Raw genomic sequence first — 23,194 nt, forward strand, 5'->3', positions numbered from 1 at the left:
CATGCTGCAGAGCTATCTGAACGGGCTGCTCATTGCCATTGGGCTGATCATGGCCATCGGCGCGCAAAATGCGTTCGTGCTGGCCCAGAGTCTGCGCCGCGAACACCATCTACCGGTAGCGGCGCTGTGTGTACTGTGCGATGTGGTGTTGGTGGCTGCGGGCGTGTTCGGGCTGGCGACGCTGCTTGCGCAAAGCCCGACCCTGCTGGGCATCGCACGCTGGGGAGGCGCGGCGTTCCTGCTGTGGTATGGCTGCAGCGCACTGCGCCGGGCCTTTTCCCGGCAGGCATTGTCAGCCGAAGGGCAAGCGCCACGGTCGCGCCAGGCAGTGCTGCTCAGCGCGTTGGCGGTGACCTTGCTCAACCCCCATGTCTACCTCGACACCGTGCTGCTTATTGGTAGCTTCGGTGCCCGCCAGACAGTGCCCGGCGCGTATGTGGCCGGCGCCGCGAGTGCTTCGGCGGTGTGGTTTTTCACGCTGGCGCTGGGGGCTGCCTGGCTGGCGCCATGGCTGGCGCGCCCCGCCACATGGAGGGTGCTGGACCTTGCCGTGGCTTTGATGATGTTCACCGTGGCCGGGCAGCTGATCCTGGGATGAATGCCGCTGCGCTTATGCCGGCGCGCAGCGTCTATTCCACACAGTTGCCGCGTGGTTAAGCCTGGCCCCCGGTGCTATGATCCCGGGCTTGTGCCCGCCCTGCGGGCGCAGCCACGGCCGCCCGTGATCGGCCTTGCGCATAATGCACCAGACCTGATTAGGAGAATCACATGGCTTTTGAACTGCCGCCGCTGCCCTACGCACACGATGCCCTGCAGCCGCACATTTCCAAGGAAACCCTGGAATTCCACCACGACAAGCACCACAACACCTACGTCGTGAACCTGAACAACCTGATCCCGGGCACCGAATTCGAAGGCAAAACCCTCGAAGAGATCGTCAAGTCGTCTTCCGGTGGCATCTTCAACAATGCCGCGCAGGTCTGGAACCACACCTTCTACTGGAACTGCCTGTCGCCCAACGGTGGCGGCGAGCCTACCGGCAAGCTGGCCGAAGCCATCACTCAGGCCTTCGGTTCCTTCGAGAAGTTCAAGGAAGAGTTCAGCAAAACTTCGATCGGCACCTTCGGCTCCGGCTGGGGCTGGCTGGTGAAGAAAGCTGACGGTTCCCTGGCCCTGGCCAGCACCGTTGGCGCTGGCAACCCCATCACCAACGGTGACACCCCGCTGCTCACTTGCGACGTGTGGGAACATGCCTACTACATCGACTACCGCAACGTACGTCCCAAGTACGTCGAAGCGTTCTGGAATGTCGTGAACTGGGACTTCGTGGCCCAGCAGTTCGAAGGCAGCGCCTTCAAGGCCTGACCCGCTTTGCCGTAACGCTACTCCGCGAGCTGCGCCCGCAGCTCCGTCCGGCTCCCACGGGGCACATCTATCCTGTGGGAAACGGGCCAACCGGCCCGGCGCCCTTCCTTGCCTCTCGGCGGCTCGATTCAAGTTCCTTCCCGCAGCCCCGATATAAAGGCGATCCATATTTTTTCGAGCCGATGGCCCGCTTGTGCCATGAATCTGCTCGAACCCTTTGACGGTCATTAAGGGTTTGCCAATACTCGGGCAACCAGTTACCGCGTGCTCGGAACAAGGAATTTTCCTTTGAAGGTGGAACTCAAGCACAGCTTGTCGCTGAGATTGCTGAGGATTGTGCTGCTCTCCACGCTGGTGGTGGGTGTGGTGCTCAGCTGTGGGCAAATCATTCTTGACGGCTACAAGACCCGACACACGATCGCCCGCGATGCCGAGCGCATCCTCGAGATGTTCCAGGACCCGTCCACCCAGGCCGTCTATAGCCTGGACAAGGAAATGGCCCTGCAGGTGATCGAAGGGCTGTTCCAGGACCCGGCCGTGCGCGCCGCCTCCATTGGCCACCCTGGCGAGGAAATGCTTGCCGAGCGCGAGCGCCCGCTGGCGAACACCGCTACCCGCTGGCTCACCGACCCTGTATTGGAGAAGGAGCGCACCTTCAGCATTCGCCTGATCGGCCGCCCGCCTTACAACGAGTACTACGGCGACCTGAATATCACGCTGGATACCGCGACCTACGGTGAAGAGTTCGTGCGCAACTCATGGGTGCTGTTCGTCTCCGGGGTGCTGCGCGCCATGCTCATGGGGCTGGTGCTGTACCTGGTGTATCACTGGCTGCTCACCAAGCCACTGTCGCGCATGCTGGAACACCTGAGCGAGATCACGCCGGACCGGCCCGGCCAGCATCAGCTGCCACTTCCCAAGGGCCACGAAAAGAATGAGCTGGGCTTGTGGGTGCGCACCGCGAACGAGCTGCTCACGTCCATCGAGCGCAATACCACGCTACGGCGTGAGGCCGAGGACAGTTTGTTGCGCATGTCCCAGTACGATTTCCTCACAGGTCTGCCCAACCGGCTGCAACTGCAGCAGCAACTGGACCAGATCCTGACCGACGCGGCCCGCATGCAGCGGCGCGTGGCGGTCATCTGCGTGGGCTTGGATGATTTCAAGGGCGTGAACGAGCAGTACAGCTATCAGGCAGGCGACCAGTTGCTGTTGGCCACCGCCGACAGGCTTCGGGCCCACAGCGGTCGCCTCGGCGCCCTGGCCCGCCTGGGCGGTGACCAGTTCGCTCTGGTGCAGGCCAACATCGAGGAGCCCTACAAGGCGGCGGAGCTGGCCCAGCACATCCTTGACGACCTCGCCGCGCCCTTTGCCCTGGACGCCCGCGAGATCCGCCTGCGCGCCACTATCGGCATCACCCTCTTCCCCGAAGACGGCGACAGCACCGAGAAGCTGCTGCAAAAGGCCGAGCAAACCATGACACTGGCCAAGACCCGGTCACGCAACCGCTATCAGTTTTATGTCGCCAGCGTGGACAGCGAGATGCGCCGCCGGCGTGAGCTGGAAAAAGCCCTGCGCGAAGCCTTGGCACACAACCAGCTGTTCCTGGTATATCAACCCCAGATCAGCTATCGCGACCATCGTATCGTGGGCGTGGAAGCACTGTTGCGCTGGCAGCACCCGGAATTCGGGTTTATCCCGCCGGATCAGTTCATTCCCCTGGCGGAGCAGAACGGCACTATCGTTTCGATCGGTGAATGGGTACTCGACCAGGCCTGCGCGCAGCTACGGGAATGGCATGACCAGGGCTTCACCCATTTGCGTATGGCGGTAAACCTGTCCACGGTGCAGTTGCACCACAGCGAACTGCCTCGGGTGGTGAGCAACATCTTGCAGATGTACCGCTTGCCACCGCGCAGCCTCGAGCTGGAAGTCACCGAAACTGGCCTGATGGAAGACATCAGCACGGCCGCCCAGCACTTGCTGAGCTTGCGCCAGTCCGGCGCCTTGATCGCCATTGACGACTTCGGTACCGGGTACTCGTCCCTGGGCTATCTGCGCTCGCTTCCCCTGGACAAGATCAAGATCGACAAAAGCTTCGTGAAAGACCTGCTGGAAGACGAAGATGACGCGACCATCGTTCGCGCCGTGATTCAGCTGGGCAAGAGCCTGGGCATGCAGGTGATCGCCGAAGGCGTGGAAACGGCAGAACAGGAGGCCTACATCATTGCCGAGGGATGTCACGAAGGCCAAGGCTATTACTACTCACGGCCCTTGCCGGCCCGCGACTTGCTGACGTTCCTCAAGCAGGCCGAGCGTGGGCGGGTAATCCATTCCTGACGGTGTGGCCCTGGATGAATTATTTTTCAGCCGGGCCTTTACATCAAATGCAAATCCTTCGCATCATGTGGCCCGCTTCGTTCGGCGCCACGGGCGCCTATCGCCACTTCTGATGCAGGAATTGCCCATGATCCGTACGCCGTTGGTTGCCAGTCTGCTGGCCATTGCCATTTCGCTCGCCGGTTGCGGCGACAACGACAAGGAAAAGGCAGCCGCGCAAACGCCTGCGCCGACAGCGGCGAACGCCAGTGCCACGCCTGCGGCGGTTGCTCTGGACCAGGCGGCGGCCAAGGCCGTTGTCGGCCATTACAGCGAAATGGTCTATGCGGTGTTCAGCGACGCCCTCACCACCGCAACGGCGCTGCAGCAAGCCGTGGATGCCTTCCTCGCCAAGCCCGACGCCAATACGCTCAAGGCCGCGCGCGAAGCCTGGCTCGCCGCCCGCCCGTCCTACCTGCAGAGCGAAGTCTTCCGCTTCGGCAACACCATCATCGACGACTGGGAAGGCCAGGTGAACGCCTGGCCCCTGGACGAGGGCCTGATCGACTACGTGGCCAAGGGGTATGAACCGGCCCTGGGTAACCCGGGCGGCAGCGCCAACATCATTGCCAACACCGAGATCCAGGTAGGCGAAGACAAGGTGGACGTGAAGGACATCACTCCGGAGAAGCTCGCCAGCCTGAACGAGCTGGGCGGCTCCGAGGCCAACGTTGCCACCGGTTACCACGCCATCGAGTTCCTGCTGTGGGGCCAGGACCTCAACGGCACGGGCACGGGGGCCGGCAACCGCCCCGCCAGTGATTACCTGCAAGGCAAGGGCGCCACGGGCGGCCACAACGATCGCCGCCGCGCCTACCTCAAGGCCTCGACCGACCTGCTGGTCAGCGACCTGAAGGAGATGGTCGGCAACTGGAAGCCGGGCGTGGCCGACAACTACCGCGCCAGCCTGGAAGCCGAGCCTGTGGACAGCGGCCTGCGCAAGATGCTGTTCGGCATGGGCAGCCTGTCGCTGGGTGAACTGGCCGGCGAGCGCCTGAAGGTGGCCCTGGAAGCCAACTCGCCTGAAGACGAACACGACTGCTTCAGCGACAACACGCATAACTCGGCCTTCTTCAATGCCAAGGGCATTCGCAACGTTTACCTGGGCGAATACCTGCGCGCCGACGGCACTCGCCTGACCGGCCCTAGCCTGTCGTCGCTGGTGGCGAAGATCGACCCGGCCACCGACGAAGCCCTCAAGGCCGACCTGGCGGACACCGAAGCAAAAATGCAGGTGATCGTCGATCACGCCAACAAAGGCGAGCACTTCGACCAGCTGATTGCCTCAGGCAACACCGCTGGCAACCAGATCGTACGCGATGCGATCGGTGCGCTGGTGAAGCAGACCGGCGCGATCGAGCAGGCCGCAGGGAAGTTGGGGATTACGGATCTGAATCCGGATAACGCTGAACACGAGTTCTAGGGGGAAGGCGCTCGGTGATGCTGCGCTGAGCGAGGACTCTTTCATGGCGAGCCCTGCCCTGCAGTGGCTCGCTTTTGCATTTCTGTAGCGTGGGTTGTTTCGATGTTTCCAATGGCGGTTCACAGGTCATTCCTTGCCTTGGCCATAGGCCTGGGGCTGGTGGCCTGTGACCAGGCGCCACGCTTCACCGCGGCCGAACCGGGGGAAGCGCTCTCCGGCGGCTCCGCGACTGTGCAGCGCAGCGATGTGAATGCCTATGCCCTGCCCTCGGGCAATCTCGGCGCGGCGCGGCGGGTGGACTTCAGCGTGGGCAACAGCTTCTTTCGCAACCCCTGGGTGATCGCGCCATCCACCACCACCGCGCGGGATGGGCTGGGGCCGCTGTTCAATACCAATGCCTGCCAGAACTGCCACATTCGTGATGGCCGTGGCCAACCGCCCGAGCCGGGGGCCAGTAATGCGGTGTCCATGCTGGTAAGGTTGTCCGTACCGCCCTCCGGTGAAGCAGCCGAAAGCGTGGGCCGGCTCGGCTTCGCCCCGGAACCCACCTACGGCATGCAATTGCAGGACATGGCCATCCCGGGCGTGCAGCCGGAAGGCCGTGTGCGGGTGGCTTACACGCCGGTGCCGGTCATCTTCGCCGACGGGTTCACGGTAGAACTGCGCAAGCCGGAACTGCAGATCGATCAGTTGGGCTATGGGCCGCTGCACCCGCAGGTGCGGATGTCCGCCCGGATCGCCCCGCCGATGATCGGCCTGGGCTTGCTTGAGGCCATCCCTGAAAGCGCCATTCTGGATAACGCCAAGGCCCAGGCTGCCGCCGACGACGGCGTGCGCGGCCGCCCCAACCAGGTGTTCGATGACGCCAGCGGGCAAAAAGTGCTGGGGCGCTTCGGCTGGAAAGGCGGCCAGCCAAGCCTGGACCAGCAGAACGCCCATGCCTTCGCCGGGGACCTGGGGATAACCTCCTCGCTGCACCCTACCGACGATTGCACGCCGGCACAGGCCGCGTGCCTGGGTGCGGTCAACGGCAACCAGAGCGCGAGCGAGGCCTTTGAAGTCAGCGACAACATTCGCCGGCTGGTGTTGTTCTACAGCCGCAACCTTGGGGTGCCGGCGCGGCGCGGCGAGGCAAGCGCGCAGGTGCTCGAAGGCAAAAGCCTGTTCCATCAGGCCGGGTGCCAGGCCTGCCATGTGCCGCACTACGTCACCCGCGCCGATGCCGCCGAACCAGAGCTGGCCAGCCAGTCGATCCGACCGTATACGGACCTTCTGCTGCATGACATGGGCCCAGGCCTCGCCGATGGCCATGAGGAGTTCGAAGCACGTGGCCAGGACTGGCGAACGCCACCGTTGTGGGGCATCGGCCTGTCCGCAACCGTAAACCCTCGGGGCCGCTACCTGCATGATGGCCGCGCACGAAACCTGCTCGAAGCCGTGTTGTGGCACGACGGCGAAGCCGCCGCGGCAAAATCGAAAGTGTTGCGTTTGGACGCCAATCAGCGATCGGCATTGCTGGCCTTTCTCGAATCCCTATAACATTCCCGACCTTTTGCTGTGGAGCCCCTCATGTTCCGTCCCAAGCTGCTGTTCACCAGCCTTGCCGCCCTCGCCCTGGGTGCCTGCGCACCCCAGGACCCGCAAGCGGTGACCAGCGCCGCACTGGCCACCCAGGTGATATTGCCCACCTACAGCCAGTGGGTAGACGCCGACCGGCAGCTCGCACAGAGCGCCCTGGCGTTCTGTCAGGGCACGGAAAGCCTGGACAAGGCCCGCACTGACTTCCTTGCCGCGCAAAAAGCCTGGGCAGCCTTGCAGCCACTGCTGATCGGGCCGCTGGCCGAGGGCAACCGTGCGTGGTCCGTGCAGTTCTGGCCGGACAAGAAAAACCTGGTCGGGCGCCAAGTGGAACAGCTCGTCGCCACCGGCGGCGCCCTCGATGCCGCCGCACTGAGCAAGGCCAGCGTGGTAGTACAGGGGCTTTCTGCCTATGAGTACATCCTCTTCGACAGCAAGCCCGAGGTTGCCGACGCGGCCCGCAAGGCGAGCTATTGCCCCCTGCTGATCGCCATCGGTGAGCACCAGAAGGCACTGGCCGAAAACATCCTCGCCACCTGGAAGCGCGATGACGGCATGCTGGCGCAACTCACCAAATTCCCTAACCAGCGGTATGCCGATGCCCACGAAGCCATCGCCGACCTGCTGCGGGCCCAGGTGACCGCGCTCGACAGCCTGAAGAAAAAACTCGGCGCGCCCATGGGCCGGCAAAGCAAAGGCGTTGCCCAGCCGTACCAGGCCGAAGCGTGGCGCAGCCAGTCCTCGCTCAAAAGCCTGCAGGCCAGCCTGAGCGCCGCCCAGGCCGTATGGAACGGGGTAGACGGAAAAGGCTTGCGCGCGCTTTTGCCAGGCGATCAAAAGCCACTGGCCGACAAGATCGACGCCGCCTATGGCGCCGCCGCCAAGGCCTTGAACGACAACCCGAAAACCCTCACCGAGCTGCTCGCCGACCCAGCCGGTCAGCAAACGCTGGACGGGATTTACGAGCGTCTCAATACTGTGCACCGCCTCCACGAAGGCGAACTGGCCCGCGCGCTGAACATTCAGCTGGGCTTCAACGCCAATGACGGTGACTGACATGCAACGCTCGCTTTCGGCACTGGCTCAACGGTTGGCAGGCTCGCTGAAACTCGGCGGCTGGCGCCTGATCGGCAACCGAAGCCGAAGCGCGCTGCTGTTGTCCGCCCGCGATGACGCCGACGGTAGCCACTATGCCGTGGGTTATCGTATCGACGGTACCCTGGCCTTCAGTACCCCGGTGGCGCAGCGGTGCCATGCCATCATCGAGCACCCTTATCAACCGATAGCGCTGTTCGTGGCCCGCCGCCCGGGCACTGAAAGCTACCTGGTGGATCTTCGAGACGGCCGCCTGCTGCAAACCCTGCGCTCGCAGCCCGGCCGGCACTTTTACGGCCATGCGGTCATCCACCACGCTGGCGAATGGTTATACGCGACGGAGAACGACACCACCCAGCCAGGCCGCGGCCTGCTGGGCGTGTACCGGTTCACCGGCGAGCGGCTGGAGCACTTCGGCGAGTTGTCCACTCATGGCATAGGGCCTCACGAAGTGGCTTGGCTACCGGACGGCGAAACGCTGGTGGTCGCCAACGGCGGTATCCGCACGGAAGCAGAGAGCCGGGTAGACATGAACCTTGATGCCATGGAGCCAAGCCTGGTACTGATGCGCCGGGACGGCACCTTGATCAGCCAGGAAACCCTGGCCCAACCCATGAACAGCATTCGCCACCTGGCTGTGGCCGGCGACGGCACCGTGGCGGCGTGCCAGCAGTTCATGGGCGGTGGTGATGAGGTCGCGCAGTTGCTGGCCATCAAGCGGCCCGGCCAAGCCTTCGTGCCCTTCCCCGTCCGTGATGATCAATTACTTTCCATGGGCAATTACACCGCCAGTGTGGCCATCAACGACGCGCTGCGCCTGGTGGCAATAACTGCCCCTCGGGCCAACCGCTTCTTCGTATGGGACCTGGACACGGCTGAGGTGAAGGTGGACGCGCCCATGCCCGACTGCGCCGGGGTTGCGGCGGTAAAAGGGGGATTCGTGGTCACGTCCGGGCAAGGGCGCTGCCGTTATTACAGCGCCCGCAAGGGGCAATGGCTGGGCACGCCTATGGCACTGCCGTCGGCCTACTGGGATAACCACCTGCACGTGTTGCAGCCCTAGCTACAGGCGCCCGAAACGAAAAATCCCGCCGAAGCGGGACCGAAGCGGGATTTTTCGTTGCACAAGGTTTGCTCAAGCGCCGGAACGCAGGCCCTGGGCGAGGCCGAACATAAGCAGCAACGCGTTATGGCCCGGCTGAACCTGATCTGTACCGGCCTTTTGCGCCTTGGGGAAGGGGCAAATACCTTGGCCATCTTCGGCCCGTAATACGCCCGGGCGAGGCTCATCCCAAGCCGCGACCGCAACGGTGGTCAATGCCAACGAGGCCAACAAAAACAAACTTCGTGCAATTTGTAGGTTCATCGCTCTAACCCTTTGACAACGCTGCCAAACGCCGTCTCATAAAAGTAGAGCAGTTTCTTCCAGTCCGCATCGCTGAACGACGAATGGCGGCGCAGTTGTTTCATGTCATGCTGCGAGGCCGCCGCTGCGGTAAACCGGCGCCGACACTTCTCCAGATCCAGCAGCGCCACCTCGGCCTTGGGCCCACTTGCCGTTTCGGTTACCCGGACGAATACATGCTTGATGTACAGGCAACTGTGCTGCCAACGCCCTTGATGCATCCGCGCCAGATTGACGGCGAAGTCTTTGAGCAACTGGTCGTGCAGCGCTTCGCCATAGCGTTCGCGCCCGCCTTTTTCGTACCAGTGAGTGATTTCCTCGAACCCGTCCAGCGATGCGGTTACCAGTAAGGCTTTCCAACCCACTGCCTGGTCGCGTCGGGCGCCGCAGAACAGCAGCCGTGGCACTCGCACCTGAAGCTTGCTCAGGCCTTGCAAGGCATCGCGCTCGCGCAACACGGTAGGTCGGCCAAACGGGTGCAGCGGGGAGCGGTAGATATGCCCCACCTGCCGCTTCACATAGATCATGTTGTGGTCGGGCAGAATCACCCGCTGTACACCGCTTTCGCCGCCGCGGCGCCGGTTGGGTTCTTCCACCCACTCACCCTGGCTCTGCCAATAGCGTTCAAAGCCAGCCTGGCTACTGTCAAAGCTGGGTTCACCCGCCTGTTCTACCGCCATCAAGGTCACTCCTTACGCAATACATACACTCGCCACATGGCATACAGCGGCAAAAAGTCGAGACGCTCCTGAATCCGGAAGCCCGCTTTGGCAAACTCGGCCTCCACGGTGTTTACCGGCAACAGGAAACGGTTCTGGTACTTCGGTGCTTCACCTCGCCTGGCGCGGTTGCGCTCCGAACGCTGGCGCTTCCACGCCTTGAAGTTGCCATCCACCCACAAGGAAAGAATGACCGAATCCCGGCTCACACGGTGAAACTCGCGAAGCATGGCCAAGCGGTGGCTCGACTCGCCGATGTGATGCATCAAGCGCATCGAGAAAATGCAATCCACAGCGCTATCTGGCAAATCAATGTCAAACGCCGACGTTTGCATCGGCCGAACCCGCTCCACCACGTGCGGCGGCTGCATTTTACAAGCCGTGGCGACCATGTCCGGTGAGTTATCGGCACCGATGATCACACGGTTCGCTTTCTCGGCGAGCATGGGCCAGAACCGCCCCGCGCCGCACGGCAGGTCGAGCACCAGGCTGGGATCGCCCGCCAGCTCCAGGGCCTTGCGCGCCAGTTGCACATCCCGCAGGTGCGAGAGGCGACGCGACAAGCCGTTCTGGTGCTTGTGGAAGTATCGCCGCGCATGGGCTTCGTCGTACTTTTCGGAAAACTCGAGCTTGATCGGATCGCTCATTTGAACCTCCTGGAACATGCCGGGCACCATAGGCTGCAGGAGGTAATCACCGAGTCGTCTAAATGTGAAAAAACTGTAATAAGACGTTAACAGGGCGCTGGGTGCGTTGCCAGATGTTTCAATCAGAGGCAGGTGAAACCCTGTTTACGCACCGCCGGGTGTTCCCAGCACAACATGGAACACGCAGCCCTGGGGCTCATTGGTGGTGAGCGTAACGGTCCAGCCCTGGTCATCGCAGATCCGCTGCACCAGCGAAAGACCCAGCCCAAGCCCCTCGCCGCGCTTCTCGTTCCCGCGCACGAATGGCTGGAACATCGCTTCGCGTTTTTCTTCAGGGATGCCCACGCCAGTGTCTTCGACGCTGAAGCCCGCCGGGTTGAGGCTCAAGCGAATGAACCCTTGATCCGTGTAATGCAGCGCATTGCGCAACAGGTTGCTCATCACCGTGTGAAGGAAGGTAGCGTTGTAGCGATGATCAGTTGCCTCGCCTGGCTCGTACAGCAACGTCAGGCCCTTTTGCTCGATGGGCTGGCGCCATTGCGCCAGAAGGTCCTGGGCCACTTCGGCCAAAGTGATCTGTGCAGCCATGGTCTCGTTACGTTGGGCGCGCGCAAGCATCAGGAAGGTCTGTACCAGTTCGCGCATCTCTTCGCACGCGCGGGTGATTCGCTCTGCCTGGGCCCTGGCGCGTTCGTCGAGGCGGTCATTGGCCAGTAACAGCTCGCAGGACGTCGCCAGTACCATCAGCGGTGTGCGCAGCTCGTGGCTGACATCGCTGGTGAACAGCCGCTCGCGGGTCAGCGCCTGGCGCAGCCGGCCAAGGGTGGCATCGAAGGCGACAGCCAACTGCCCCACTTCGTCTTCGGCATAGTCCGGGGCCAGCGGTGGGGCCAGCCCGAGCAACTGATCGCGATGGCGAACCTGCCGGGCCAGCCGGATGACCGGGGCCATCACCCGCCGTGCCAATACCCAGCCAAGGAACGCCGCCAATGCAAGGCTGAGCACGAAGCCCACCACCACAACGGCGAAAAGAATACGTTCACGCTCTTCGAAATCGCTCTGGTCCTGCAGCAGCACGTAACGGCGGCCGTCAATGATTTCTACCATCGCATGGTAGGAAAGGTCGCCGCGAAAGACCTCGTGAAAACCCGCAGACAAGTGCCGCAGGTCTTTGGGCAGTGCGAAATCGCCGCGGCCATTGCTGAAGTAGAACAGCTGGTCCGGCTCGGGCCGATGGCTCCAGTCGTCCATGGTGTCCATGAGCAACAGGCGCTGCAGGTCCCCACCCAGCCCGGCAGAAATCAGCTTTTCTTCCACAAGGTGCACCGTCGCTACGATGCCCACCGCGAACGCCCCTGCCACCAACGCGCTCATCAGCGCGAAGGCGATGATGATCCGCTGTGCAAGGCTTTGCTTAAACTCCATCCCGGCCCTCGGTGAGGCGATAGCCTACGCCATGCACCGTTTGCAGCAGGGGCTTGGCGAAGGGCTTGTCGATGACCTGGCGCAGCTGGTGCACATGGCTGCGCAAGCTGTCGCTGTCGGGGCAATCATCCCCCCAGAGCGCTTCTTCAAGCACTTCGCGGCGCAACACGTGAGGGCTTTTCTGCATCAGCACCGCCAGCAGCTTGAGGCCGACCGGGTTAAGCTTGAGCAGCTTGCCCTCACGCACCACCTCCAGCGTGTCCAGATCGTAATGCAGGTCGCCCACCTGCAAGGTGCGCTTTCCTCCGCCTTGGGCGCGGCGCATTACCGCCTCGATGCGGGCGGCCAATTCCGACAGCGCGAAGGGCTTGACCAGGTAGTCGTCTGCGCCATTGCGAAAGCCCTGCAAGCGGTCGTCCAACTGGTCACGGGCCGTAAGCATGATCACCGGCGTGTCCAGGCGGGCATCTTCGCGCAGGCGCTTGCACAAGGTGTAGCCGTCGATCCCGGGCAGCATCACGTCGAGCACGATGAGGTCATAGTGCTCGGTGGCGGCCAGGTGAAGGCCCGAAAGCCCGTCCTGGGCGCAGTCCACCGTATAGCCCTTCAGGCCCAGGTAATCGGCCAGGTTGGCAAGAATGTCGCGGTTGTCTTCGACCACGAGAATGCGCATGGATGGTTCCTCTTTTTACGCTGCACGACCGGAAACCGGCGCAGCTTACGCCCTGTTCGCGGCCCAGTGCTAGCGCAAATCCTCACCGCAAAATTTTCACGCGCCCTTGACGGTCGGGCTACGGCAGCCTTGCGAAAGTGCTGCGCCATCGGCCACGCCCGGCTTTGGAGGCTTCATGACTGCCCGCTACACACGCCCGCTCAATTGGCCCCTGGCGCTGGGAATTCCCGCGCTGCTGGTATTTGGCCTGCTGTTGCTTGAGTTCACCAACCTGGATATGTGGCTGGCCAGGCTGGCCTATGACAGCCGTGCCAGGCAGTTCCTGGGAAGACACAGCGCCTTTCTGGAAGATGTACTGCATGACCGCGCCAAGCAAGCGGTGATCGTGATCGGCCTTCTGGCGGTGGCGGCATTTCTGGGCTCGATGGTACTGGCCCGGCTTAAACCCTGGCGACGCGAACTCGGCTGCGTGGTGCTGTCGATGGCGCTATCCACCAGTTTCGTGACGCCGCTCAAGGCGGTGACCGAAGTTCAGTGCCCCTGGAGCCTGACCCAGTTCGGCGGTAGCGAAACCTACAGCAAGGTGTTCGAAAGCCGCCCGGCAACCGATCACCCAGGCCGGTGCTGGCCCGGTGGCCACGCCGCGACCGGCTTTACCTTGTTTGCCTTGTATTTTGCGCTCCGGGATCGGCGGCCTCGATTGGCACGCGCAGCCTTTGGCGTTGCCCTGGGGTTGGGCATAGTGTTTTCCGTGGGCCGGATGCTGCAGGGCGCGCACTTCTTTTCGCACAACGTATGGACAGCCGTGTTTTGCTGGTGGATCTGCCTGGGCGCCTACCGGCTGGTGCTGTACCGCCGGCCAGCAACACGTGCGTTAGCGGCCAGCCTGCCAACCGGTTCATAGCCAGTCCGAGCCATAAAAAAACCATAAAAAAACCCCGCCGTTTTACCGGCGGGGTTTTTCAGGGGCTGGGGTCAGCCGGGCTTACATCATGCCGCCCATGCCACCCATACCGCCCATGCCGCCCATGTCAGGCATGCCGCCACCAGCCTTGTCGTCTGGCAGGTCAGCGATCATGGCTTCGGTGGTGATCATCAGCGAGGCGATGGAGGTCGCGGCTTGCAGCGCGGAACGGGTCACTTTCGCTGGGTCCAGGATGCCCATTTCGATCATGTCGCCGTATTCACCGGTAGCGGCGTTGTAGCCGTAGTTACCGGAACCTTGCTTGACCTTGTCAACGACTACGCTTGGCTCGTCGCCAGCGTTGGCAACGATCTGGCGCAGCGGTGCTTCAACAGCGCGACGCAGCAGCGCGATACCGACGTTCTGGTCTTCGTTCTCGCCCTTGAGCTCGGAGATGGCCTGCAGTGCACGAACCAGCGCAACACCACCGCCAGGCACCACGCCTTCTTCGACGGCTGCGCGGGTAGCGTGCAGGGCGTCTTCAACGCGGGCTTTCTTCTCTTTCATCTCGACTTCGGTACCGGCACCGACCTTGATCAGAGCAACACCGCCGGACAGCTTGGCCAGGCGCTCTTGCAGTTTTTCACGGTCGTAGTCGGACGAGGTATCGGCAACCTGGGCGCGGATCTGGGAAACGCGAGCCAGGATGTCTTCCTTGGAACCGGCACCATCGACGATGGTGGTGTTTTCCTTGGTCATGGTTACGCGCTTGGCGGTACCCAGGTGATCAAGGGTGGTGGTTTCCAGGGTGAGGCCGATTTCTTCGGAGATCACGGTACCGCCGGTGAGGATGGCGATGTCCTGCAGCATGGCCTTGCGGCGATCGCCGAAGCCAGGCGCCTTGACAGCGGCAACCTTGACGATGCCGCGCATGTTGTTGACAACCAGGGTAGCCAGGGCTTCGCCTTCGATGTCTTCAGCGACGATTACCAGCGGGCGGCCCGACTTGGCGACGGCTTCCAGTACTGGCAGCAGTTCGCGGATGTTGGAGATCTTCTTGTCAACCAGCAGCAGCAGCGGGCTTTCCAGCTCGGCTACCATGGTGTCTGGCTTGTTCACGAAGTAAGGGGACAGGTAGCCACGGTCGAACTGCATGCCTTCAACCACAGACAGTTCGTTTTCCAGGCCCGAGCCTTCTTCAACGGTGATAACGCCTTCGTTACCGACTTTTTCCATGGCTTCGGCGATGATCTTGCCGATGTCGGTGTCGGAGTTGGCGGAGATGGTACCGACCTGAGCGATGGCCTTGTTGTCAGCGCATGGCTTGGACAGCTTCTTGATCTCGGCGACGATGGCGATGGTCGCCTTGTCGATGCCGCGCTTGAGGTCCATCGGGTTCATGCCAGCGGCGACCGACTTCAGGCCTTCGTTGACAATGGCCTGGGCCAGAACGGTAGCGGTGGTGGTACCGTCGCCTGCGTCGTCGTTAGCGCGGGAGGCTACGTCTTTCAGCAGCTGGGCGCCCATGTTCTCGAAGGCGTCCTTGAGTTCGATTTCCTTGGCAACGGAAACGCCGTCCTTGGTGATGGTCGGAGCGCCGAAGCTCTTGGCGATCACCACGTTGCGGCCTTTCGGGCCCAGGGTAGCCTTGACGGCGTCAGCCAGGACGTTAACGCCAACCAGCATTTTCTTGCGAGCGGAGTCGCCGAATTTTACTTCTTTAGCAGCCATGATCGTTTTCCTTGAATCAGAAGTCGTGACGGAATATCAGAGGCACTCAGCGGGCTGATCAGCCTTCGACAACGGCGAGGATTTCGTTCTCGCTCATTACCAGCAGGTCTTCGCCATCAACCTTGACAGTGTTGCTGCCCGAGTAGGGACCAAACACGACCTTGTCGCCTACCTTCACGGCCGGGGCGCGCACTTCACCGCTGTCCAGAACGCGACCGGTGCCAACGGCGACGACTTCGCCACGGTTTGGCTTCTCGGCGGCGGAGCCAGGCAGAACGATGCCGCCGGCGGTCTTGGACTCTTCTTCACTGCGGCGAATGACGACGCGGTCATGCAGAGGACGAAGCTTCATTGTCGATCTCTCCTAATTATGGTTGTCCATCGGCCAGGTTCGCCCAGGCCACTTGATGCAGTCCGGCTTTCGCCGGGCGCGCTGCGCAAGATGCCCAACGCGGATTATTGACCGGCTGCTGTGGCCGGAACCTTGCGGTGACCCATACATGAGGCCACGCACTTCAATTACAAGGCCGGCTTAAAAAAATTTTTGCGCTTTATGGCCCGGCAAAAAGCAGCGCGCCCCCGAAAATGGGGGCGCGGCGTGGAAGGTGTACTCAGGAATCCCGGTGTTCGTATTCGCCTTCGATCACGTTGGGCCGGCGTGGCCCCGGAGGCGAAACGTCCGGGCCTGCGTCGCTGAACGCGCGCTGACGCATCGCCTGGGCCTGCATGCGGTCACCGATCTTGCCCGCCAGCAGGTTACGCGTTGGCGGAAGCAGGAGCAGCACGCCAACCAGGTCGCTGATGAAGCCCGGCAACAGCAACAACAGGCCGCCAGCGGCGATCATTGCCCCGTTCAGCATATCCTCGGCGGGCAGCTGGCCGCTGCGCAGGCTTTCCCGTGCACGCAAGGCGGTGGCCAGGCCCGCCACGCGCAGTACCAGAACGCCAAGGGCAGAGCCCGCGATGATCAACAGCAGGGCCGGGAAAAAGCCAATGGCCAACCCCACCCGAAAGAAAACGTAGAGCTCCAGCACCGGAAACAGGAGCAGCAGCAACAGAAAGGCACGCATTGAAATATCCTCGGCGAAAGTCACCCGTATATGTGCCGACGATACGCTTCATTTCAAGCGTGTGCTTGTCGCAAAGCGGGTAAACACTCATGCAAGCCGCGCCAGCCTTGGGCTGGCGCAGATGTTTCGAGGTATTGCCCCGGGCCTTGTGCGCTTACCAGGTAACCCCGAAGCCCGCCGTATAACGGCTGCTGTCCAGGTCGTTATTGTCACTGGTGCCGGTGATCAGGTCTTTCTCATACTTGAGGTTGAGCGAGGCCCATTCGGTAACCTTGTAGCGCAGCCCTACCTCGGCATCCAGGCTGTAGTCAGCCACGTTGCTCAGCGGGCGGCCCAGCTCGCCGGTACTGAACAGCTCGACGGTTTTCCCGATCAGGAACCGGTTGTAGTCCCACTTCAGGGCCACCGAGTAGAAGTTTTCCTTGGTGTCGTCGGCAAACTGGTAATCGGTACGGTTCAACAGGCCACCGAGCGAGAAGGCGCCCAGCTCGTTGTCCCAGAACTGGTAACCCGGGCCGGTACCCACGGTCCGCTGGCGGCGGATGTCTTCGATGTTGTCGTGCTTGTAATTCAAGCGGCCCTGCCAGTACCACTGGTCGGTGATGAACCGGTCCAGGGAATACTCCATGGCCCAGTTGTCGGTGCCGGTCACGCCATCTTCGGTTTCGCGGTTGTATTCTCCGTCCGCGATATGCCGCCACCGGCCATGACGGGCCGTGGTCTTGAAGGCGATGTTGTAATCGTCGGTGTTGGTTTCAGCGCGCTTGAAGTCCAGAGCGGCGTCGATGTTACCCTTCCAGCTCAGGTCCTGGACCAGCGGCTTGGGCTTCATCAGCTGCTGGATGCTCGCCAGCTCGACCGTCTTGGGGGCGTCGCCATTGGCCAGGATGACCTTGCCCTCATCGGCGGGCTTGAGCGACTTGGCCACTTCGCTGTCATAAGCGTCCTGACGCACCAGCAAGGGCTGGTCGGTTTCCAGGGTTTTCACCTGTTTCATGTCCACCGGGATGGACCCGCCATACGGCGTGTCGAGCATCAGCTTGCCGCCGTCGAACACCTTGATGGTGCCGGTGAGGCGGTCACCGTTTTTCATCCAGACGGTGTCGGCGAAGGCCGAAGACATGGTGCAGGTAACAGCCACACACAACAGGGTTCTGGGGAACATAGGCAACTACGGACTCTATTTCGTGGAAGATCGGCCTTATCCTGCGATAACGAAGGACTCAGGACTGACCCGATTATGCGAAACGAGTTCCGCCACATGCCCAGCAATAATGTAACCGAGCCGTTACCAGATTCCCGCAAGCTGGCGCTGTACGCCACGCTGGCGTCCATCCCCGAAGGCCGGGTGGTGACCTATGGGCAACTGGGCGAGCTGGCAGGGCTCGCTCGCGCTGCGCGCTGGGTAGGGCGCCAGTTAAGCCAGCTGCCGGAAGGCTCAAGCCTGCCCTGGCACCGTGTGATCGCCGCTGGCGGGCGCCTGAGCCTGCCGGCGGGAAGCCCCAGCGGCGATGAGCAGCGGGCCCGTTTGCGCGCCGAAGGATTGACCATTAGCGGGAATCGTGTGGATATCCGGCGGCATGGCTGGCGCCCGGGCGAGCACAGCGGTTAGAGTGCGCGCTTTGTTTTTGCAGATTTGAGGCACAGCTTCGCCCATGCCCGGTAAAACCTGGCGCGCCGCCCTGGCCGCCTACGCCAGCCCCTCCACACTGGTGCTGTTGCTTCTCGGCTTCGCCTCTGGCCTGCCCTACATGCTGGTGTTTTCTACCCTCTCGGTCTGGCTGCGTGAAGCCGGGGTCGCTCGGGAAACCATCGGCTATGCCAGCCTCATCGGCCTGGCCTATGCCTTCAAGTGGGTATGGTCGCCGCTGCTCGATCAATGGCGATTGCCGGTGCTCGCGCGCCTGGGCCGGCGGCGTTCATGGCTGGTGCTCGCGCAGGCCCTGGTAATCCTGGGGTTGATCGGGATGAGCTTCTGCGATCCGCAAAAGCACTTGCCGTGGCTGATTGCGATTGCCGTGGTGGTTGCGTTCGCCTCCGCCACCCAGGATATCGCCGTAGACGCGTACCGCCTGGAAATCGCCGGCGACCAGCGGCAGGCCGCGCTGGCGGCCAGTTATATGGCTGGCTATCGAGTCGCCGCGCTTCTGGCAACCGCCGGGGCGCTGTTCTTCGCCGAATGGTTCGGGTCTACCGGCTTTGCCTACCTGCACCGCGCCTGGGCCGGTACCTACCTGCTATTCGGCGTGATGATGGTACCGGCGCTGGTGACCACCCTGCTGATGCGCGAGCCCCCGGTTCCGCTGCGCACGCAGCTGTCTGCCGCGCGTTACGGGTTCATTCACCAGGTGGCCTCGGTGGTGGTGCTGATCATTCTGCTGGTGTCGGTGCCAGCCATGTTCACGCAGCTGTACAACACCGATTTCGCCAGTGTGCTCAGCGGTGACATGAGCCCGCTCGACCTGCTGCTCGAAGACCGGGCCTTCCTGCGGGCACTGCTGTACACCATTCTCACCGCGCTGTGCCTCTCGTCCCTCGGCAGGCGCGGGTTGGCGCCGGTGCTTACGCCGGTGAACGATTTCATCCTGCGCTACCGCTGGCAGGCACTGCTGCTATTGGGGCTGATCGCCACGTATCGGATGTCCGATACGGTCATGGGCGTGATGGCCAACGTGTTCTACATCGACCAGGGCTTCACCAAGGACCAGATCGCCAGTGTGAGCAAACTGTTCGGCCTGGTCATGACGCTACTGGGTGCGGGCGCGGGTGGGCTGCTGATCGTGCGGTTCGGCATCATGCCGATCCTGTTCATCGGCGGCGCGGCGTCGGCGGCGACTAACATTCTGTTCCTGATGCTGGCGGACATGGGGCCGAACCTGAAAATGCTGATGGTGACCATCTCCCTGGACAACCTCAGCTCCGGCCTGGCGACCTCGGCGTTCGTGGCTTACCTTTCCAGCCTCACCAACCTCAAGTTCTCGGCGACGCAATACGCCCTGCTGAGCTCGATCATGCTGCTACTGCCGCGCTTGATCGGCGGCTATTCAGGGGTAATGGTGGAGAAGTATGGCTACCACACGTTCTTCCTCATTACCGCGCTGATGGGCGTACCTACGCTGATCCTCATCCTGCTTCATTGGCGATATCACAACATCGCCGAAGCAGAAGAGGATAAGCCCTCGCCGCCCTAGGAGCTGCCAGTCAGGCCTGGCCCTGTTCCTTGGATTGCGTGAGGATCTGCGGGGCAGGCGCGGGCGCGGCGTTGCTTTGTTCCTGCACTACGCGCACCACGCGCTGCGGGAACGGGATATCGATACCTTCGGCACGCAAGCGGTCTCGAACCTCGGCATTGAGCATGTTCAGCACGCCGCCATAGTCCCCGGTGTTCACCCACAGGCGCAGCGACAAGGTAATCGCACTGTCTCCAAGCGCGGCCACCACGGCTTCGGGCGCGGGGGTTTCCAGCACGCGCGGGTCCTTGGCCAGGCCGAGCAATACTTCCCGCCCTTTTTGCAGGTCCGCGTCGTAGTCCACGCCAATGTCCAGGGTGATCTTGCGGGTAGGCTGGCGGTTGGTATTGGTGATGATGCCGTTGGACAAATTGCCGTTAGGCACGATAACGGTCTTGTTGTCGCCGGTACGTAGCACCGTATGGAAGATCTGGATGGCGTCCACGGTACCGGATACGCCCTGGGCCTCGATCCAGTCACCAATGCGGAATGGCCGGAACAGCAGAATCAACACCCCGCCCGCGAAGTTCGACAGGCTGCCCTGCAGCGCCAACCCTACCGCCAGGCCGGCAGCGCCGATGGCGGCAACGAAGGACGTGGTTTCGATACCGATCATCGAGGCAACGCTGACCAGTAACAGTATTTTCAGAATGATGTTGGCCAGGGTGCTGATGAACCCTTGCAGCGCGAGGTCGGCATGGCGCAGCGCGAGCAGCTTGCCGATCTCCCGGGTGACCTTGTTCACCAGCCACCAGCCGATGACCAACGTAAGGACAGCCAGCAGCACACGGCTGCCGTATTCCATGATCATGGGTATCCAGGCCTGCGAGGCGCGGACGAGGTGATCTACTTCAGCGTTCAGATCCATGGGGCGTCTCCTGTTTCAGCTATCCGAGAGGGGCGAACCGGTCGCCTCAGTCAACAGCCGTCCGACGCCCTGCCGCCCCCGATGGTTCCCCGGTACTCAGTCGCGGAAGTTGTTGAACTGCAGCGGCATGCCGAATTGCTCGCCACGCAGCAGCGCCATGGCTTCCTGCAGGTCGTCGCGCTTCTTGCCGGTCACACGCACCTGCTCGCCCTGGATGGCAGCCTGTACCTTGAGCTTGGCGTCCTTGATGCGGGCCACGACTTTCTTGGCCATTTCCTTGTCCAGGCCTTCACGCAAGACCACGTCCTGCTTCATTTCCTTCCCGGAAGCATAAGGGTCCTTTACTTCCAGGCACTGGACGTCGATCTTGCGCTTCACCAGCGCCATGCGCAGGATTTCCAGCGTGGCTTCAAGCTGGAACTCCGCTTCAGCGGTCAGGTTCACAGTCTTGTCTTTCTCGTTGAACGACATCTGCGCCTTTCCCTTGAGGTCATAGCGGCGTTCCAACTCTTTCACGGCATTGTCGACGGCGTTGGTGACTTCGTGTTTGTCCAACTCGGACACTACGTCGAACGAGGGCATTGAATATTCTCCAAAATGTTACGCATTAGCAGCTTACAGGGTGTTTTTGTCGGTTAAGCACGATAAACCTGCTCACCTGGCTTGACGACCAAAAGCGCGGATCATTATAACGAGTGCCAGCATTGCGACATGCTTTCCTCGCGAATCGGTCACAAGCCCATGGATAGCATTGTTTCCGTTACACAGCGGCCTTTCCTTTATTGCGAGCGTCAGATGTCGAACCCCAACCTGAGTATCCTCCTGGCCATCGATGATGCCGGCTTGCGCGATGGCGCAGCCGAGTTGCTGTTGCAGGGCGGTTACACCGACGTGCGCCTTTGTGCGGTTGCCGGCGCATTGGCCGAAATGGACCAGCGCTCGGCCGACTTGCTGGTAACTGCCGGCGACGAGGGCCTGCGCCTGGCTTCCAAGGTGCGGGTGCTGGACGAAGCCACCGAAAACCATACCTGGGTGGTGCTGGTAGACCCCCGTGAGAGCGAGCAGTTGCTCGACGAAACGGCCGACCTGGGCATCGATGACCTGTTACCACCCTCGTTGATCGACGCGCAGCTGCTGGCGCGAGTTCATGCCGGTGATCGCCTGTACAGCATGCTGCAGCGCTTCGGCCGGGAAAACCGCCTGCTACGCGACAATATCGCCAGCCTTGAACAGCGCAACCTGGTGGACCCGCTCACCGGCCTGGGCAACGGCCGCTACCTGCGGCAAAAGCTCGAAGACAGCCTGCGACAGATCCAGGCGCGCGGCGGCGCGCTGTGCTACCTGCTGATTGGCTTGCAGAACGCCGACGCACTTCAGCGCGAATACGGCGAGGAATTCTACGACGAATTGCTGCAAGGTGTAGGGCGTCGGCTACAACAAATGGTTCGCCCACTCGATGTGCTCGCTCGGGTAGACGAGCACCACTTTGTCCTGCTCACCCTCCCCCGCAGCTTGCAAGAGTGCGCGCCGAGCAGCTTCAAGCGGCTGCATGACGGCCTCAACCTCAAAGGCTTCATGACCAGCGCAGGCCTGGTAGACCTTCGTGCGGGGATCAGCCTGGTAGGATTGGATGAGAAAAGCCTGCCGGTGGAGCCGCTGAGCCTGTTCGGCGAAGCCAGCCGGCTGCTGCAGGAAGCGTATCAGTCTGGGCTGGTGAACGCCCGGCGCTTGCCTGCTAAAGCCTGACCTCATGACCGATGCCCCGTGGTACGTACTCGGCGTGGGCAGCGTAGGTACGTTGTGGGCCTGCCGGCTCGCCCGCGCCGGGTTGCCCGTGCGGCTACTGCTGCGAGATGCCGCGCGCCTTGGCCGCTATCAGCAGGGGCCGGGTTTGCGGCTGATAGAAGGCATCAGTGAAACGGGCTTCGCGTTACCAGCGCAAACCGCCGACGCGCCAGGCCCTATCCAACGCCTGCTGGTGGCCTGCAAGGCCTACGATGCAGAAGCGGCAGTGGCGAGCGTGCGGCATCGGTTATCGAATGGCGCTCAGGTAGTCCTGCTGCAGAACGGCCTTGGCAGCCAACAAGCGGTGGCCAGTCTGCTGCCAAAGGCTGAGGTGATCTTCGCCTCAACCACCGAAGGCGCCTGGGCCCGCCCCGATGGCGCGGTCGTTTTCGCCGGCCAGGGTTTCACATGGCTGGGAACGCCACAGAGCGGCCCAGCGCCCGTTTGGCTGGATGACCTGACTCGCGCGGCGATACCTCATCAATGGACCACCGATATCCTGATGCGCCTGTGGCGCAAGCTGGCAATCAACTGTGCCATCAACCCCCTTACGGTGCTTGAACAGTGCCCCAACGGCGGCTTGCGCGCGCACCCGCGAACGCTGGCCGTTGTGTGCCAGGAACTCGAAGTGCTGCTGCACGCCGTTGGCCAGCCAACCGCAGCCTGCGGCTTGGCCGAAGACGTGGAGAGGGTTATCGAGGCGACAGCCGAGAACTACTCCTCCATGTATCAGGACGTGGCGGCTGGCAGGCGTACCGAGGTTCACTACCTGATCGGTTATGCCTGTGCCCAGGCGCGGCAGGCAGGCACGCCCGTGCCCGCGCTGGATGCCATGCGCGAGGCGCTGCTGGCCAAGCTGCGTACCCAGGGGCTACCAACGGACTGAGTGCAGTGTTT

At 62.3% G+C, this 23,194-nt stretch carries 23 protein-coding genes; 12 read left to right on the forward strand and 11 right to left on the reverse strand.

All coding sequences use genetic code 11. The annotated features are described in order from the left end of the window. The first annotated feature begins 1 nt into the window (after window position 1). The 7 genes from G7016_RS14120 (at window position 2) to G7016_RS14150 (ending at window position 8,903) form a co-directional block, all read left to right on the forward strand. Window positions 2-598: a LysE/ArgO family amino acid transporter gene (locus tag G7016_RS14120; protein WP_181115296.1), complete on the forward strand. Its 597-nt coding sequence runs from the start codon at window positions 2-4 to the stop codon at window positions 596-598. Between the two features lie 170 nt (window positions 599-768). Next, on the forward strand, window positions 769-1,365 hold the full coding sequence (locus G7016_RS14125; protein WP_181115298.1) for a superoxide dismutase: 597 nt from the start codon (window positions 769-771) through the stop codon (window positions 1,363-1,365). Window positions 1,366-1,653: 288 nt separating this feature from the next. Then, on the forward strand, window positions 1,654-3,705 hold the full coding sequence (locus G7016_RS14130; RefSeq protein WP_181115300.1) for a putative bifunctional diguanylate cyclase/phosphodiesterase: 2,052 nt from the start codon (window positions 1,654-1,656) through the stop codon (window positions 3,703-3,705). A gap of 127 nt (window positions 3,706-3,832) precedes the next feature. Next, on the forward strand, window positions 3,833-5,167 hold the full coding sequence (locus G7016_RS14135; RefSeq protein WP_181115302.1) for an imelysin family protein: 1,335 nt from the start codon (window positions 3,833-3,835) through the stop codon (window positions 5,165-5,167). A 111-nt stretch (window positions 5,168-5,278) separates the two neighbouring features. After that, window positions 5,279-6,706 carry a di-heme oxidoreductase family protein gene (locus G7016_RS14140; RefSeq protein ID WP_181115304.1) on the forward strand — a complete coding sequence of 476 codons (1,428 nt, stop codon included), beginning with the start codon at window positions 5,279-5,281 and terminating at the stop codon, window positions 6,704-6,706. A 30-nt stretch (window positions 6,707-6,736) separates the two neighbouring features. After that, the gene (locus G7016_RS14145) at window positions 6,737-7,801 is read left to right on the forward strand and encodes an imelysin family protein (RefSeq protein WP_181115306.1); all 1,065 of its coding nucleotides are present in this window, start codon (window positions 6,737-6,739) and stop codon (window positions 7,799-7,801) included. Window position 7,802: 1 nt separating this feature from the next. Beyond that, window positions 7,803-8,903 (forward strand): DUF1513 domain-containing protein, encoded by a 1,101-nt coding sequence (locus tag G7016_RS14150; protein WP_181115307.1) that lies wholly within the window; start codon window positions 7,803-7,805, stop codon window positions 8,901-8,903. 72 nt (window positions 8,904-8,975) lie between these two features. Here G7016_RS14150 and G7016_RS14155 read toward each other — a convergent pair whose 3' ends face one another. The 5 genes from G7016_RS14155 to G7016_RS14175 form a co-directional block, all read right to left on the reverse strand. Continuing rightward, window positions 8,976-9,206, reverse strand: coding sequence for a hypothetical protein (locus tag G7016_RS14155; protein WP_181115308.1), 231 nt, complete (start codon window positions 9,204-9,206; stop codon window positions 8,976-8,978). After that, a complete protein-coding gene (locus tag G7016_RS14160) occupies window positions 9,203-9,925 on the reverse strand; it encodes a lipopolysaccharide kinase InaA family protein (protein WP_181115309.1) in 723 nt (240 codons plus the stop codon). Before G7016_RS14160 ends, G7016_RS14155 begins: the two co-directional genes overlap by 4 nt. A gap of 5 nt (window positions 9,926-9,930) precedes the next feature. Further along, window positions 9,931-10,611 (reverse strand): class I SAM-dependent methyltransferase, encoded by a 681-nt coding sequence (locus G7016_RS14165; protein WP_181115310.1) that lies wholly within the window; start codon window positions 10,609-10,611, stop codon window positions 9,931-9,933. Between the two features lie 144 nt (window positions 10,612-10,755). After that, window positions 10,756-12,036, reverse strand: a complete 1,281-nt coding sequence (locus G7016_RS14170; protein WP_181115311.1) for a sensor histidine kinase — start codon at window positions 12,034-12,036, stop codon at window positions 10,756-10,758. Continuing rightward, window positions 12,026-12,709 carry a response regulator transcription factor gene (locus G7016_RS14175; protein WP_181115312.1) on the reverse strand — a complete coding sequence of 228 codons (684 nt, stop codon included), beginning with the start codon at window positions 12,707-12,709 and terminating at the stop codon, window positions 12,026-12,028. The genes G7016_RS14170 and G7016_RS14175 overlap by 11 nt, the downstream gene beginning before the upstream one ends. 175 nt (window positions 12,710-12,884) lie before the next feature. On the opposite strand from G7016_RS14175, the gene G7016_RS14180 reads away from it, so the two are divergent. After that, window positions 12,885-13,613, forward strand: a complete 729-nt coding sequence (locus G7016_RS14180; protein WP_181115313.1) for a phosphatase PAP2 family protein — start codon at window positions 12,885-12,887, stop codon at window positions 13,611-13,613. An 81-nt stretch (window positions 13,614-13,694) separates the two neighbouring features. On the opposite strand, the gene groL is transcribed toward G7016_RS14180, so the two are convergent. The 4 genes from groL to G7016_RS14200 all read right to left on the reverse strand — a co-directional run bounded on the left by groL (window position 13,695) and on the right by G7016_RS14200 (window position 17,579). After that, window positions 13,695-15,344: a chaperonin GroEL gene (groL, locus tag G7016_RS14185; RefSeq protein ID WP_181115314.1), complete on the reverse strand. Its 1,650-nt coding sequence runs from the start codon at window positions 15,342-15,344 to the stop codon at window positions 13,695-13,697. Window positions 15,345-15,402: 58 nt separating this feature from the next. After that, window positions 15,403-15,696 carry a co-chaperone GroES gene (locus G7016_RS14190; RefSeq protein ID WP_181115316.1) on the reverse strand — a complete coding sequence of 98 codons (294 nt, stop codon included), beginning with the start codon at window positions 15,694-15,696 and terminating at the stop codon, window positions 15,403-15,405. A gap of 259 nt (window positions 15,697-15,955) precedes the next feature. Further along, on the reverse strand, window positions 15,956-16,414 hold the full coding sequence (locus tag G7016_RS14195) for an FxsA family protein (protein ID WP_181115319.1): 459 nt from the start codon (window positions 16,412-16,414) through the stop codon (window positions 15,956-15,958). 154 nt (window positions 16,415-16,568) lie between these two features. Further along, complete coding sequence (locus G7016_RS14200; RefSeq protein ID WP_181115322.1) at window positions 16,569-17,579, reverse strand: DUF481 domain-containing protein; 1,011 nt, start codon at window positions 17,577-17,579, stop codon at window positions 16,569-16,571. A 96-nt stretch (window positions 17,580-17,675) separates the two neighbouring features. Here G7016_RS14200 and G7016_RS14205 point away from each other — a divergent pair, with 96 nt between their 5' ends. Further along, window positions 17,676-18,026 carry an MGMT family protein gene (locus G7016_RS14205; RefSeq protein ID WP_181115325.1) on the forward strand — a complete coding sequence of 117 codons (351 nt, stop codon included), beginning with the start codon at window positions 17,676-17,678 and terminating at the stop codon, window positions 18,024-18,026. A gap of 43 nt (window positions 18,027-18,069) precedes the next feature. Continuing rightward, window positions 18,070-19,605 carry an AmpG family muropeptide MFS transporter gene (locus G7016_RS14210; protein ID WP_181115327.1) on the forward strand — a complete coding sequence of 512 codons (1,536 nt, stop codon included), beginning with the start codon at window positions 18,070-18,072 and terminating at the stop codon, window positions 19,603-19,605. Window positions 19,606-19,615: 10 nt separating this feature from the next. On the opposite strand, the gene G7016_RS14215 is transcribed toward G7016_RS14210, so the two are convergent. Both G7016_RS14215 and G7016_RS14220 read right to left on the reverse strand, forming a co-directional pair. After that, window positions 19,616-20,512: a mechanosensitive ion channel family protein gene (locus tag G7016_RS14215; protein ID WP_181115330.1), complete on the reverse strand. Its 897-nt coding sequence runs from the start codon at window positions 20,510-20,512 to the stop codon at window positions 19,616-19,618. Window positions 20,513-20,608: 96 nt separating this feature from the next. Beyond that, window positions 20,609-21,094 carry a YajQ family cyclic di-GMP-binding protein gene (locus tag G7016_RS14220; protein WP_181115332.1) on the reverse strand — a complete coding sequence of 162 codons (486 nt, stop codon included), beginning with the start codon at window positions 21,092-21,094 and terminating at the stop codon, window positions 20,609-20,611. Window positions 21,095-21,307: 213 nt separating this feature from the next. On the opposite strand from G7016_RS14220, the gene G7016_RS14225 reads away from it, so the two are divergent. Both G7016_RS14225 and G7016_RS14230 read left to right on the forward strand, forming a co-directional pair. Further along, window positions 21,308-22,258: a GGDEF domain-containing protein gene (locus G7016_RS14225; RefSeq protein ID WP_181115334.1), complete on the forward strand. Its 951-nt coding sequence runs from the start codon at window positions 21,308-21,310 to the stop codon at window positions 22,256-22,258. A gap of 4 nt (window positions 22,259-22,262) precedes the next feature. After that, window positions 22,263-23,183, forward strand: coding sequence for a putative 2-dehydropantoate 2-reductase (locus G7016_RS14230; RefSeq protein ID WP_181115336.1), 921 nt, complete (start codon window positions 22,263-22,265; stop codon window positions 23,181-23,183). Window positions 23,184-23,194: the final 11 nt, after the last annotated feature.

The organism is Pseudomonas japonica, assembly GCF_013522925.1.
GTDB classification, from domain to species: Bacteria; Pseudomonadota; Gammaproteobacteria; order Pseudomonadales; family Pseudomonadaceae; genus Aquipseudomonas; species Aquipseudomonas japonica_A.

Excerpts from the sequence above, each read along its gene's own strand:
- G7016_RS14120 (WP_181115296.1), top strand. The coding sequence starts at position 2 with ATGCTGCAGAGCTATCTGAACGGGCTGCTCATTGCCATTGGGCTGATC.
- G7016_RS14125 (WP_181115298.1), top strand. The coding sequence starts at position 769 with ATGGCTTTTGAACTGCCGCCGCTGCCCTACGCACACGATGCCCTGCAG.
- G7016_RS14135 (WP_181115302.1), top strand. The coding sequence starts at position 3,833 with ATGATCCGTACGCCGTTGGTTGCCAGTCTGCTGGCCATTGCCATTTCG.
- G7016_RS14140 (WP_181115304.1), top strand. The coding sequence starts at position 5,279 with ATGGCGGTTCACAGGTCATTCCTTGCCTTGGCCATAGGCCTGGGGCTG.
- G7016_RS14145 (WP_181115306.1), top strand. The coding sequence starts at position 6,737 with ATGTTCCGTCCCAAGCTGCTGTTCACCAGCCTTGCCGCCCTCGCCCTG.
- G7016_RS14150 (WP_181115307.1), top strand. The coding sequence starts at position 7,803 with ATGCAACGCTCGCTTTCGGCACTGGCTCAACGGTTGGCAGGCTCGCTG.
- G7016_RS14155 (WP_181115308.1), bottom strand. The coding sequence starts at position 9,206 with ATGAACCTACAAATTGCACGAAGTTTGTTTTTGTTGGCCTCGTTGGCA.
- G7016_RS14160 (WP_181115309.1), bottom strand. The coding sequence starts at position 9,925 with ATGGCGGTAGAACAGGCGGGTGAACCCAGCTTTGACAGTAGCCAGGCT.
- G7016_RS14165 (WP_181115310.1), bottom strand. The coding sequence starts at position 10,611 with ATGAGCGATCCGATCAAGCTCGAGTTTTCCGAAAAGTACGACGAAGCC.
- G7016_RS14170 (WP_181115311.1), bottom strand. The coding sequence starts at position 12,036 with ATGGAGTTTAAGCAAAGCCTTGCACAGCGGATCATCATCGCCTTCGCG.
- G7016_RS14175 (WP_181115312.1), bottom strand. The coding sequence starts at position 12,709 with ATGCGCATTCTCGTGGTCGAAGACAACCGCGACATTCTTGCCAACCTG.
- G7016_RS14180 (WP_181115313.1), top strand. The coding sequence starts at position 12,885 with ATGACTGCCCGCTACACACGCCCGCTCAATTGGCCCCTGGCGCTGGGA.
- groL (WP_181115314.1), bottom strand. The coding sequence starts at position 15,344 with ATGGCTGCTAAAGAAGTAAAATTCGGCGACTCCGCTCGCAAGAAAATG.
- G7016_RS14190 (WP_181115316.1), bottom strand. The coding sequence starts at position 15,696 with ATGAAGCTTCGTCCTCTGCATGACCGCGTCGTCATTCGCCGCAGTGAA.
- G7016_RS14195 (WP_181115319.1), bottom strand. The coding sequence starts at position 16,414 with ATGCGTGCCTTTCTGTTGCTGCTGCTCCTGTTTCCGGTGCTGGAGCTC.
- G7016_RS14200 (WP_181115322.1), bottom strand. The coding sequence starts at position 17,579 with ATGTTCCCCAGAACCCTGTTGTGTGTGGCTGTTACCTGCACCATGTCT.
- G7016_RS14205 (WP_181115325.1), top strand. The coding sequence starts at position 17,676 with ATGCCCAGCAATAATGTAACCGAGCCGTTACCAGATTCCCGCAAGCTG.
- G7016_RS14210 (WP_181115327.1), top strand. The coding sequence starts at position 18,070 with ATGCCCGGTAAAACCTGGCGCGCCGCCCTGGCCGCCTACGCCAGCCCC.
- G7016_RS14215 (WP_181115330.1), bottom strand. The coding sequence starts at position 20,512 with ATGGATCTGAACGCTGAAGTAGATCACCTCGTCCGCGCCTCGCAGGCC.
- G7016_RS14220 (WP_181115332.1), bottom strand. The coding sequence starts at position 21,094 with ATGCCCTCGTTCGACGTAGTGTCCGAGTTGGACAAACACGAAGTCACC.
- G7016_RS14225 (WP_181115334.1), top strand. The coding sequence starts at position 21,308 with ATGTCGAACCCCAACCTGAGTATCCTCCTGGCCATCGATGATGCCGGC.
- G7016_RS14230 (WP_181115336.1), top strand. The coding sequence starts at position 22,263 with ATGACCGATGCCCCGTGGTACGTACTCGGCGTGGGCAGCGTAGGTACG.